Origin of the sequence: Anaerospora sp. (assembly GCF_032013335.1) — a bacterium.
Lineage (GTDB): Bacteria > Bacillota > Negativicutes > Sporomusales > DSM-15969 > Anaerospora.
On the sequence record NZ_DALZUO010000013.1, the window covers coordinates 1 to 12,748 of the forward strand.

A 12,748-nucleotide genomic window follows, 5' to 3' on the forward strand; every position below is an offset into this window, starting at 1 on the left:
GTTGTCCCCATCTTTGAGGCAGATTATCTACGCGTTACTCACCCGTTCGCCACTATCTAACACTCAACACTCAACATTCAGCTTGTTGGCGTAAAGCTGCTTCGCAGCTTATGCGCTTGGCTGAACACTCAGTGTTGAGTATTAGACCGTTCGACTTGCATGTGTTAGGCACGCCGCCAGCGTTCGTCCTGAGCCAGGATCAAACTCTCCATTAAAGTTTTATCTTTATGGAGCCTTGATGGCTCTTAAAGTTTCTTGTTTTGTGTTTTAAAGCTTGCGCTTCAAAACGTTGTGGTGTTTCAGTGAAACACCTAACATCTGGCGTTATTACTTCTTACATTGTTTAGTTTTCAAGGAACACGTTTTGTGTTTGCTGCTATCGCTTGTCGCGGTGACAGCTTATTTATGTTAACATAACCAATTTGTTTTGTCAACATCTTTTTTTTGCTTTTCAGCGCCGCCATTATAGCGACTTATATATACTACCACAACTCCAAGAGTTATGTCAATATACTTTTTAACTGAAGTATCGCTCACAAGCGACTTTTACATAGTACCATTATGGCAACAGTATGTCAAGCAAGATAACAAGTTTTTTTACATTTTCAAACATAACGCATGAGTATCGTAGCATTTTTGACCCTATAGTGTCAAGATAATCCGGAAATATTTTTGCAAAATTCTTACATTAAAGCGAAACACCTGAACAATATTATGTTCAGGTGTTTCGCTTTATCTATTATCTTAGTTGAATTTATTCTTTGTGACGCATATGAGGAAACAGAATAACATCTCGTATAGAGTAAGTATCTGTTAAGAACATCACTAATCTATCAATACCAATTCCCAGACCGCCTGTTGGAGGCAAACCATATTCTAAGGCATTAACATAATCTTCATCCATCATATGAGCTTCATCGTCACCGGAATCTCTTTGCTCAACCTGATTAAGAAATCTCTCTTTTTGATCAATAGGATCATTTAGCTCAGAAAAACCATTCGCAATCTCACGACCAAAAATAAAAGCTTCAAATCTGTCAGTAATCGCAGGATTATCTTTATTCTTTTTGGCCAGAGGAGAAATCTCCAGCGGATGACCGATAATAAAGGTAGGTTGAATTAAATGATGTTCAGCAACACCTTCAAACACATGGTTCAATATATTGCCAATACCATCTTTCTTTTCATAATGTACACCCACACGTTCAGCAAGGGCTCTCGCTTCTTCCACTGTTTTAACAGTTGAGAAATCCTCTCCGGAATATTTCTTTATAGCTTCCGGCATAGTCAAGCGGTTCCACGGGGGAGTTAAATCAATATCTTGTCCCTGATAAGTAATTTGCGTAGTGCCTAGTACTTCCAGGGCAACATGAGCAACTAGCTCTTCCGTAAGTCTCATAACGTCTTCATAATCAGCATAAGCCTGATACAACTCTACAAGAGTAAACTCCGGATTATGCCTAATTGAAATTCCTTCGTTTCTGAATACACGGTTTACTTCATATACCTTTTCAAAACCGCCTACTATTAGACGTTTCAAATAAAGCTCCGGTGCAATACGCATATACAGTTTCATATCTAGAGCATTGTGATGAGTAACAAAAGGCCGTGCAGCTGCTCCGCCTGCAATAGGATGCATCATAGGTGTTTCTACTTCCAGAAAGTCCTGACTATCTAGAAAACTGCGCAGGGTTTTAATAATCTTACTGCGTAAAACGAACGTATTTCGAACCTCAGGATTTACAATAAGGTCGAGATAACGCTGACGGTAGCGGGTTTCAACATCCTTCAATCCATGCCACTTGGCAGGAAGAGGCCGAAGCGATTTCGCCAATATTTCAAAAGAAGTTACTTTAACGCTGATTTCACCCTTTTGGGTTCTGAAAACGATGCCCTCAATACCGATTATATCGCCAATGTCGAGCAAACGGAAATTTTCATATAAATCGTCACCAAGCACATCCTGGCGAAAATACAATTGCACCCGGCCGGACATGTCCATCAGATGAGCAAAGCTAGCCTTACCATGCCCGCGTACGGCCATGATGCGACCAGCTAAACGGGCTGTTTGGCCGTCAAGCTCTTCAAATTGGTTTAAAATATCGTTCGCATGATAAGTAACATGATATTTGCGTCCAAAAGGTTCGATATCCTTAGCCGCAATAGCTGCCATTTTTTCACGCCTTACACGCATTAATTCATTTAAATCCTCTGCAGTTTCCGGTAAATGTTCCTGGTCTTTCATGAAAGTCTCCCCCATAACATAACGCTAGTTGTGGCGCTTAATATCCATTACTTCGTATTTTAGCACTCCCGCAGGAACACTAACCTCGATGATACTGCCAACAGGTTGACCGAGAATTGCTTCTCCAACCGGTGATTCATTTGAGATTCGCCATTCCATAGGATCTGCTTCAGCCGAACCAACAATTGTATATTCAAAAATTTCACTATCTTCCAGATCTTTTAAAGTAACAGTAGAACCAAGAGTTACAACATCAGTGCTAATTTCACCTTCATCAATAACCTTTGCTGTTCTGAGCATTTTTTCTAAGGTAATAATTTCGCCTTCAATAAATGCCTGTTCATTTTTTGCATCTTCATATTCCGAGTTCTCACTGATATCGCCATATTCAATGGCTTGTTTGATCCGCTCAGCTACTTCCCGGCGACGAACAGATTTTAGAAAATCTAGTTTTTGCTCTATCTTCTTTAATCCGTCAGAAGTAAGAATTGTCTGCTTTTCCGCCATTATTTTGCTCCCCTTTATTGCTAAAAATAATCTTTACTATCCTATTCCATATCTCTTTGATTGTGTCAATTTAACGCAACAGGCAATATAAATAGTGTCAAGTATAACTTGACACTTTTTATCGGCATCTGACTCTGAAGCCAGATATATGGCATTATTATAGGCGCTAAACTAGCGTTTGTCAATATTTTCTAGCCTACTTCTTCTTTAACTTCCCCCCTAGACGAAGCATTTAGCTTAATCAATGTAATTTCCTCTACGGTAAGTGCCCGTTCAAAACTCCGGAACCCTGCTAATTTAAAACCGTGCTTCTTAGCCAGCTGATCAATCGTCTCTACCTGCTTTACTGTTAAATCTCTGCCTAGTGTAAAATGTTCATAACGCTTTTCCAAGGCCAATATCATGGTTTCAGCCATGCAAGCATAAGCAGTTTTGGGAGGAAAACCAAAATTAAGACCAAAATTGACATCTCCGGGAATCTCTACTACACCGCCTTCAATCACTAATACGTCTTTCCGTATTTCAGCAACACGGCGGGATACATTACGAGGACGGGCAACATCGCAGATAATTGCGCCAGGTTTTAAGTCCTCCGGCTCAATAATGCTGTCTACCGCACTTGTTACGGCAATGACAATATCTGCTACTCTTAGAGTGGCTTTAGTATTTGCCGTTATGCGCACCGCTAATCCTGTAGATTTTAAAATTTGTTCGGCAATTCTTTCCAATTTTGCTTCATTTCTTGCCACCAATGTCAGATAGCGTACTTCTCTAGCCAGGATTTGCGCACATGCAGCACCAATAGAACCGGTCGCACCCAATATAACCACATTTGCTCTGTCCATACTTTTTCCCATTATTTTTGCTGCCTGCCGGACCCCTTCAAGGGCGGTAGCTACTGTATAACTGTTACCGGTAGTGACAGCTATTTTTAGGTTTTGTGCGATCGTAATACCAGCATCACCGACAATGGAAGTAAACGCACCTAAACCAACAACCTTAGCTCCTAGCTTTTCAGCTACTTTACCTGCTTTAATAATTTTGTTAACCACATAGGGCTCCGGCATCTCTACCATCTGGCGCGATGTAAGAGGGCAACCGACAAACCAGCCCTCCGCTGAAGCTTTAGGAGACTCAATACCAGTAATATTTGATACTTTAAACGGCGGTATGTACTTCATGATTCCTTCAACAAAGCCGTCGGACCAATTCTTAGCTACCGGAAACTTGCGACTAAAATCCTTGGCTGTAAGAGGATGAACAATAAACCCAAATTTTTCCATGGAATTGCCTCCTTAAGAAAACCGTGTAATCCTTGGATATACCTGCAACTGATTTAATAATTCCTCATAGTCTCCCGGCATCAGTTGCCCAGCTTCTTTGCCAGCAAGAGCAACTAATACAGCCTCCAAAACATTGGTTCCAAAAGAACGCCCTCCCATATCAGGAGTAGTCGTCACTAAAGTAGCAACTCCCCGCTCTTTTAACAAGCTTTGATCCTCTGCTGTAACCGTATTGGTAATCAGTGTTTTTCCGGTAAGCGTAAGCGGCATATAACGGCGGATAAAATGAAAATCACCGGCAATTACTTCTGCCTCATTAAAGTAGCTGCCAAATCTTGGCGTATTTATGAACTGCTTATCACCTGTTGGATAAAAAAATCGAATTGGTAGTTTGGTCACTACAGGCGCAACAACCTGCGCTAAACGGGACAAGCCTGTTAAAGTACGAATCGGAAGCGGCACTCCCAACCCGAATAGCAAATCACCAAACACTACCTTGCTGTTAACGTGGACAAGCGCCTCAGCTAAACCAAACCTGTCAACTGCACAGACGATCAATGAAGGTATGTTTTCGAATGAAAATCCTTGTGTTTTGATAAGGTAGTCTACGACACGCCTTTCAAGGGTATTCTTTAAACCACTGCCATCAACAATCGGTGTCCTGCGGGCAGCTGCCGCTATTTTTGCCGATTCTCGAAATGTATATCGTCGTCCTCCGGCATAAATATATAGATCAGTTCCACCTAACCCGAAAGCATCTACCTGACCATCTAACTCCCGAATAAGCTGAATGGCTTTTTCTCTGTCACCATCAGTACCTAAACGTTCGATAGTAACAGGTTGACCACAAAAATCTTGTACTACTTTATGATCACGCCTGGATGATCCCAGGCTTATGCTAACTACATGCTTCATACGGCCTCCTAGAACTGGAGCTGGCGAATAATTGACTGTACTTCCTCAGTGTTTACATACTTGTCTTCTGCAATCGGTGATTCACCAATTTGAACACCTATCACTTCTTTATCAAGGAGAGTTTCTACCAGTTTAATTCTCATATTCGATCCAATAATGATCACAATATCATATTGGCGTAATCGTGCAATAATTTCCATGATGGTATTGAACAACTCTACACCACTCTTACTTTGTACAAAACTCCATCGCTGCTGCTCTGATAAAACGAGGCAATAATCCACACCTTCTTGTTTGGCGACATTTTGCAAATCCTCATAATTCTTGATAGGAAAACCAATTAGTGCAATACGTCCACCTTTACGGATCTCACCGGCGGTTTCCAGTCGTGAAACGAAAGTACGATCCACACCAATCGTATTGGCTACTTCTTGCTGCGAGAACCCGTGACTGCGCATCTCTAGTATTTGATCAACAGTCTGGTGAATTTTTTGTTTGTTAACAATCTTTTCACCAATTCTGAGCAGCATGGCTATCAACTCCTATCTAGTATATGTGCACAAAGTTGTTCACATACACATTTTAACAAATTTTTCAATTACTCTCAATATAGTATTGTCAATTTATTCCAATTAAATACTAGTACCTTGTCAGGTCTAAAACGGTAGGATAATGGCGAGGCTGTTTTTTGCAAACCGAGGCGGAGGAAAGAGGCATACCGGACGTATGCTGACTGACGACAACGAAGGGGGTGCGGAAAACAGACCGCTAGTATACACTGGGTTAGAGCTAACAAGGTACAAATAAGGACTGTCTTCATCGCTACTGTAAGCGTTGAAGACAGCCCTTCTCTTCATTCCCATGGGTCCATAGGAAAACGTTTAATTACTTTTTTATAGATTTCCAATTTCAGCGGAGTATCGTCATGACTCAAACCTTTTTTCAGGCCTTGTAAAACCCGCAAGCCACTTTGCATTGTTAGCCCCAAATCCTGGGTCAACTGGGACATCGTTGTCCGGCGAGCCTTAATCAGCGAATCATTTAGACTTTTGCCGGCCTGCATATTCTGAACAAAATCATGAGCTAAATATATTTGCGCCATATTTGTCATAGCATTCCCACATGCACCGCTGGCTGTCAGGCCAAGCGTTTCAGGCATGCTGTGGCGAATGCTGAAATCAAGACTTTTTTTCAATTCATCTGTCTCTTGAACAATGCTTGCCGCTAACGTTCGTGGAGTACACAAACAATACGTTCGCAGTGAGCGAATAATTGCATGCTCAATCGTATGAGCCTGTTCCTGAGTTACCAGTCCACCTAAGTTAGCATCTATACTGATTTGCTGACCAGTTTGCAAATTCTTGCCATAAACAGTTACAGGAATATCCATACTATCTCTAAATTCCGTGTACCCGCCTTCAGGCATCCATCCCGCACTTGAAATTACAGGATACTCCTTGCGCATAAGTCGAAAATCAAGCTCTTCCAGTTCATCGCTCTGCAAATACTGACCTGTTTGTTTAAGCGACAGCCAGCGAACATGTTCCCGACCTTCCAATACGGCAATCAAAACCGGAATTTCCTGTCCTGCCGTATCAACTATACTATTCTCATCCAAATCCACGATACGGCTTATCACGCCAACCGGATAAAGAGCTTGCTCATCGACTATCCAGGGGCAGGCTACAATATCATTGCCAACACCTATATCTACCAGCATCTGCCCCCCCTGCTCGACAACAAACATGCCGGTAATGCGCCCCCCCTGGGGTTTGGGCAGCACTCCATTAGCAACAGGAAAAACTAACATATTATCACCGCCATCGGACTATTTACTATGAGGGCGTGTCTGAAAACTGTCTGACCACCCACTGACGGCGCTTTTCGCACCATATTGCGTTAATTTTTTTTGGAATAAGGACCATTATGCCTGCGAAAATTTGCCTTGTCTGGCGGCACAAAAATCACTCGTCATTGGCCAGCCCGCCATTTTTCATACACACCCTAGCGAAACTCATGTAAGATTGCAGCGAAATCTTCCCGTGTCTCCGCTTGATTAAATCTGAGCCTGAGTTCCGCTGAATGGGGCAGACCTTTCGTATACCATGCAGCATGACGCCTCATTTCACGAATTCCAATGTGCTCGCCCTTATAGGCAACCAACATCTCTAAATGGCGCAGTGTCATTTCAAAACGTTCTTCCACAGTAGGTCCGGGCAACAGCTCACCCGTAGCTAAATAATGTGTTACTTGACGGAATAGCCAGGGATTTCCTTGTGCTCCCCGTCCTATCATTATGCCATCGCACCCCGTCTCCTTTACTAACCGCAAAGCATCTTGCGGACTACGGACATCACCATTACCATTAACAGGAATATAGACACTTTCTTTAACCTCTTTAATAATACTCCAATCAGCCTCACCAGAATAAAACTGTTCTCTCGTACGTCCATGAACACTAATTGCCGCAGCACCCGCTTTTTCTGCAAGCATTGCCATTTGTACTGCATTAACCGAACTATCGTTCCAGCCTTTGCGTATTTTTACTGTGACTGGAATTTTCACTGCATCAACAACTCTGGCAATGATGGTGTAAGCAAGCTCAGGAGTTCGCATCAAAGCTGATCCTTCGCCATTTTTAACAATCTTTAATGTTGGGCAGCCCATGTTGATATCGATAATATCTGCTCCGGCCCTTTCAACAATTTTTGCAGCCTTAGCCATTGGCTCCGGGTCAGAGCCAAAAATTTGCAGGGCTACCGGTCGTTCATTTTCGGCAATCTTAAGCATATCCAGCGTATGCTCATTTTGATAAATAAGCCCTTTATCACTAACCATTTCTGTATAAACCAGCCCACAGCCCATTTCTTTGACCAACAGGCGAAAAGGCAGATCAGTAACTCCTGCCATTGGAGCTAAAATAACGGGATTTGCAAGCTTAACTGCACCAATTTGCATGATTATCACCTCTGCCACTATTATATCCCGATCTATTCACACGCAAAAAATATCTCCAAGTTACCATCCAAGCACAAAATATGCCGATATAACCTCTTTAGCTAATCAAAGAGTATATCGACATATCTTGCCAGCTTTTCTTGCAGGGTTATTTATTACGTTCGTAAATCATTCGCAAACCCTCTAGGGTTAGGAAGGACTCTACAACATTGATTGTCTTGGACTCCTTAGCAATAAGGTTAGCCAAGCCACCTGTAGCAACAACATATACTTCCTGTCCTAATTCTTCTTTCATTCGGCGCACGATTTCATCAACCTGACCGACAAAACCAAAAATAATTCCTGATTGCATGCTGGTAATCGTATTTCGACAAATAACTGATTTTGGTTTAATCAATTCAATTCTTGGTAACTTAGCAGCCCGTTGAAAGAGTGCTTCTGTAGAGATGCCAATACCGGGAGCAATAGCCCCCCCTAAATAATCGCCATTTTGTCCGATTGCACAGAACGTAGTTGCCGTGCCAAAGTCAACAATAATCAGTGGTCCTCCGTATTTTTCATAAGCCGAAATTGCATTAACAATACGGTCAGCACCAACCTCACGGGGATTTTCGTATTTTATTGCAATACCGGTTTTAATTCCTGGTCCTACAATAAGCGGTTCAACGCCAAAATAACGCTGCGCCATCCGGGACAGAGGCGCCATCAATGGTGGTACAACTGAGGAAATGATAACGGCATCAATATCTTTAGGGTTAAGTTGGTGATAAGTAAATAGATTATGAATAAGCATACCGTACTCATCAGCTGTTTTTTGACGGTCTGTAGACACACGCCAATTAACCAAGAGCTTTTCACCCTCATAGACACCTAGTACGATATTGGTATTACCTACATCAAACACCAGAAGCATGAAAGAAATTCCTCCTAAAAATAGTAATAATAATTTCGTCTCTTTTTTACTGATGCGTAATCCAGTTTATCTCCAGTATATTTCGAATACAGACCCCAACCATATTACGAATCGGCATGATTTTAACTCCTTATGCATATGCTTGTCAACTGTTATTTGCTGGCTGTTGTACCGGTACTCGCGGCCGAATAGATACATCGCCTGCAATTACTTTGCGCACTCCTACCTCCGTATCAACTAGCAAAGCACCATCTTCATCAATGTCAACAGCTGTTCCACTATACTGTTCATCGGGCCCAATCACATTAACAGCTTGTCCAAGCGTTACCGACAGGGTTTTCCATTCCTCAAGGATAGGTGCAAAGCCATGCTGGATAACCTGCTGATAGACCTGTTCCAATTCCGTTAATATACGGCAGAGCAGTTGCAGCCGAGAAATTCCCTCTCCTGTCTCTGCGAATATGGATGTTGCAATTTCAGCTAATTCAGGTGGAAATTCATCGGCAGCAGTATTGACGTTAATTCCAATGCCGATAACAATATAATTAATTGCATCCATTTCTGCATTCATTTCGGTTAATATCCCAACTAGTTTTCTGCCGTTATATAATATGTCATTTGGCCATTTAATACCACAAGGCAAATTACAAAAACTACGAATTGCTTTTGTGACAGCGACTGCCGCCATTAACGTACATTTTGGTGCTTGCTGCGGTTGAAAGGGCGGCCGTAATACTACTGACAACCAGATCCCTTTACCATGCGGTGAAAACCAACCTCGTGACAACCTGCCCCGCCCTACTGTTTGAGCCTCAGCTACAACAATAGTACCTTCCGGACAGCCATCGGCAGCTAACTTCTTCGCTTCGTTATTTGTAGAACTAACATCGGTAAAATAGTGAATTACTGTGCCCAAAACCTGTGATTCCAAACAAGCTTCTATCTCTTTGGGCAGCAGCAAATCCGGTGCTTGTCGCAAAGTGTATCCCAGCCGTGGATGAGCTTCAATAGCATATCCCTCATTTTTAAGTGACTGTATGTGTTTCCATACAGCGGTTCGCGAGACAGAAAGCATCCGGGATAAATCTTCGCCTGATATGTATTGACCGCTATGCGATCTAAGTACTTGAAGAATTTGGGTACGCATAAGTTGCGCCCCCCTTTCGCAGGATCGATTGTTATCATCATTTTAATGATAAGTTAACCTTATGTCAATGTCTTAAACGAACCGGCTCCCAACGATAAAAGAACGGCAGGGAATATCCCTACCGTTCCTTATCTATAGCTTTGGCACTTTAATTGTTGACACCATCAGCCCTGACAGTATAAGGACTACCAGACTATGTACCGCTACCGGTATGCCTTGGCCGATAACCGAAAAAATCGCTAAGAGAGAACCAGCTCCGGTAATCGGCAGCCCCACAAAGTAACTGCGAATTGCAGCCAGATTGAACCGGGCTAATCGCAAAGCACCACAAACCGGGAATAATGCTGCCAGCAGGTAACCGCTCCAGCCGATTTCTGTAAAATACATTAAATAAACAATAGTAGCCGGAGCAACACCAAATGAGACTAAATCAGCCAGAGAATCCAATTCCTTACCGAATTCGCTAGTCGCATTCAACCGGCGTGCAATTCTACCATCCAAACTGTCAAACAAAGCTGCCCCCATAATCAACCCTGCAGCCACTAGCCATTTCCCTCCAAAAGCAAGCAAAATCGCTAGTACTCCAGCAAAAAGATTAATAATAGTCAGCACATTAGGAATCCATTTTTTTGTCATCTCGCTCCCCCTCCTCGCTTGAGTGTCACCAGTTCAAGGTAACCATATGGGCAGGGACCCGGTTTCAGGACGACAAAGTTACTTACGGGAGATATAGACAATTTTAGGACCCGATCCATCATCAGTACCTGACGGTATCGTGGTCGTCTCATCAGCAAGCTGCTCATCAGAAAGCGGTTTGGAAGTAATCTTCCCTTCTTTCAGCAGTTGTTCCAGTTCATTTGCTTCAAGAGTTTCTTTTTCCATAAGAGCATTCGCAATAAGATGTAATTTATCCATATTATTTTGCAGCATTTCTTCGGTTTTTGCGTAAGCATCCTCAATGAGCCGCCGGACTTCTTTATCAATCGCGCAAGCAACTTCTTCACTGTAATTACGGTCTTGAGCAATATCTCGTCCTAAGAATACTTGTTCCTGCTTGCGGCCAAAGGTAATTGGTCCCAAGTTTTCACTCATACCCCATTGTGTAATCATTTTACGCACTAAGTCCGTTGCCCGTTCCAAATCATTTTGCGCACCAGTACTAATTTCTTTTAGCACCAATGCTTCAGCAACACGACCACCTAAAAAGGTTTTTAACTGATCGCGCAACTCAGAACGCGTTGCATAATAACGGTCTTCCTTAGGCAGCATCAGCGTATATCCACCGGCCCGGCCTCTGGGAATAATCGATACTTTATGCACCGGGTCCGCATCTGGAAGCAGCATACCGACCAAGGCATGGCCTGCTTCGTGAAAAGCAGTTAACCTGCGTTCTTTATCACTGATAACCTTACTCTTACGCTCAGGGCCGGCAACCACCCGCTCGCTGGCTTCTTCTAATTCAGGCATTTCAATGCGCTTCTTACCCCGGCGAGCGGCTAACAATGCAGCTTCATTTACCAGATTACTCAAATCTGCACCGGTAAATCCGGGAGTCCGTCGCGCTAATATTTCCAGATCAACATCTTTCGCCACCGGTTTACCACGGGTATGGACCTTTAATATTTCCAAACGCCCTTTAACGTCAGGACGATCAACCGTAATCTGCCGGTCAAAACGGCCTGGGCGCAGTAACGCTGGATCAAGAATATCAGGTCTGTTAGTAGCAGCAATAATAATGATGCCTTCATTGACGCCAAAACCATCCATCTCAACCAGCAACTGATTAAGAGTCTGCTCGCGTTCGTCATGTCCACCACCCAGGCCTGCGCCCCGCTGGCGGCCAACTGCATCAATTTCATCAATAAATACAATACATGGTGCACTCTTTTTCGCCTGTTCAAATAAATCGCGCACACGGGAGGCACCTACACCAACGAACATTTCCACAAAATCGGAACCGCTGATGCTAAAGAACGGAGTTCCAGCCTCGCCTGCCACTGCTCGGGCAAGCAACGTTTTGCCTGTTCCTGGAGGACCAAAAAGCAGAACCCCTTTAGGAATACGGGCTCCAAGATCATTAAATTTCTTCGGATGTTTCAGGAATTCAACGACTTCTTCCAATTCCTGCTTAGCTTCATCAGCACCGGCGACATCCTTAAAGGTAACTTTAATTTTGTCTTCGCTATGTAACTTCGCACGGCTTTTACCGAAAGACATAACGCGATTGCCGCCGCCTTGAGTTTGCTGCATGATAAAAAACCACACGCCAATTAACAATAACATTGGCAGAATCGATGAAAAAATTGTCGTCCACCATGGCGGTGTCGGCGGCTGCTCCGCCTTAATGTCTACACCTTTTTCCCGTAGGGTGTTAATTAACGTTGGGTCATTCGGAACAACTGTAGTAAATTCCGTACCATCTTTTAGCTTACCGCGAACAGTATTGTCTACAATGGTAACCTTATCCACCTTTTGTTCTTCAACCTGATGCAGAAATTGCGTATAGCTGATTTCTTGCTTATTAGTCGTACGGGATGAGTAATAGTCGATTATCGATATAGCTATAATGATAATCAACAAATAGAAACTAACATTTCGGAAAAATTTGTTCAACCACTAGCCCTCCTCTCGCTGGAGCAACAAGGATATCTCGCGTACCCATAGGATATTATCATACCATATATTATCAGCTGTAGCAATAAAATGGGACTTTTACCAACTAGTACCTATCCTGTGCATATCAATATATTCACCAATTCATGAAAGTAATTCCTACTTTT

At 42.9% G+C, this 12,748-nt stretch carries 11 protein-coding genes and 1 rRNA gene; all 12 read right to left on the reverse strand.

Annotated features, from left to right (window positions below):
* Nucleotides 1-215, reverse strand: a 16S ribosomal RNA gene (locus RTR76_RS11735); the annotation flags it as partial.
* A 539-nt stretch (nucleotides 216-754) separates the two neighbouring features.
* Nucleotides 755-2,245 (reverse strand): lysine--tRNA ligase, encoded by a 1,491-nt coding sequence (gene lysS / locus RTR76_RS11740; protein ID WP_312520868.1) that lies wholly within the window; start codon nucleotides 2,243-2,245, stop codon nucleotides 755-757.
* A gap of 24 nt (nucleotides 2,246-2,269) precedes the next feature.
* A complete protein-coding gene (gene greA, locus RTR76_RS11745; RefSeq protein WP_312520870.1) occupies nucleotides 2,270-2,752 on the reverse strand; it encodes a transcription elongation factor GreA in 483 nt (160 codons plus the stop codon).
* Between the two features lie 191 nt (nucleotides 2,753-2,943).
* The gene (locus tag RTR76_RS11750) at nucleotides 2,944-4,035 is read right to left on the reverse strand and encodes a saccharopine dehydrogenase NADP-binding domain-containing protein (protein WP_312520872.1); all 1,092 of its coding nucleotides are present in this window, start codon (nucleotides 4,033-4,035) and stop codon (nucleotides 2,944-2,946) included.
* 12 nt (nucleotides 4,036-4,047) lie between these two features.
* Complete coding sequence (locus RTR76_RS11755; protein ID WP_312520874.1) at nucleotides 4,048-4,950, reverse strand: quinate 5-dehydrogenase; 903 nt, start codon at nucleotides 4,948-4,950, stop codon at nucleotides 4,048-4,050.
* An 8-nt stretch (nucleotides 4,951-4,958) separates the two neighbouring features.
* A complete protein-coding gene (locus tag RTR76_RS11760; protein WP_312520876.1) occupies nucleotides 4,959-5,480 on the reverse strand; it encodes a transcriptional regulator in 522 nt (173 codons plus the stop codon).
* A 323-nt stretch (nucleotides 5,481-5,803) separates the two neighbouring features.
* Nucleotides 5,804-6,760: a hypothetical protein gene (locus RTR76_RS11765; RefSeq protein ID WP_312520878.1), complete on the reverse strand. Its 957-nt coding sequence runs from the start codon at nucleotides 6,758-6,760 to the stop codon at nucleotides 5,804-5,806.
* Nucleotides 6,761-6,954: 194 nt separating this feature from the next.
* The gene (dusB, locus tag RTR76_RS11770; RefSeq protein ID WP_312521056.1) at nucleotides 6,955-7,908 is read right to left on the reverse strand and encodes a tRNA dihydrouridine synthase DusB; all 954 of its coding nucleotides are present in this window, start codon (nucleotides 7,906-7,908) and stop codon (nucleotides 6,955-6,957) included.
* A 148-nt stretch (nucleotides 7,909-8,056) separates the two neighbouring features.
* Nucleotides 8,057-8,821 carry a type III pantothenate kinase gene (locus tag RTR76_RS11775; protein WP_312520880.1) on the reverse strand — a complete coding sequence of 255 codons (765 nt, stop codon included), beginning with the start codon at nucleotides 8,819-8,821 and terminating at the stop codon, nucleotides 8,057-8,059.
* A gap of 145 nt (nucleotides 8,822-8,966) precedes the next feature.
* Entirely contained in the window at nucleotides 8,967-9,968 is a 1,002-nt protein-coding gene (locus RTR76_RS11780; protein WP_312520882.1) for a biotin--[acetyl-CoA-carboxylase] ligase, read from the reverse strand.
* 132 nt (nucleotides 9,969-10,100) lie between these two features.
* A complete protein-coding gene (gene pssA, locus RTR76_RS11785) occupies nucleotides 10,101-10,604 on the reverse strand; it encodes a CDP-diacylglycerol--serine O-phosphatidyltransferase (RefSeq protein WP_312520884.1) in 504 nt (167 codons plus the stop codon).
* A gap of 78 nt (nucleotides 10,605-10,682) precedes the next feature.
* The gene (gene ftsH / locus RTR76_RS11790) at nucleotides 10,683-12,581 is read right to left on the reverse strand and encodes an ATP-dependent zinc metalloprotease FtsH (protein WP_312520886.1); all 1,899 of its coding nucleotides are present in this window, start codon (nucleotides 12,579-12,581) and stop codon (nucleotides 10,683-10,685) included.
* Nucleotides 12,582-12,748: the final 167 nt, after the last annotated feature.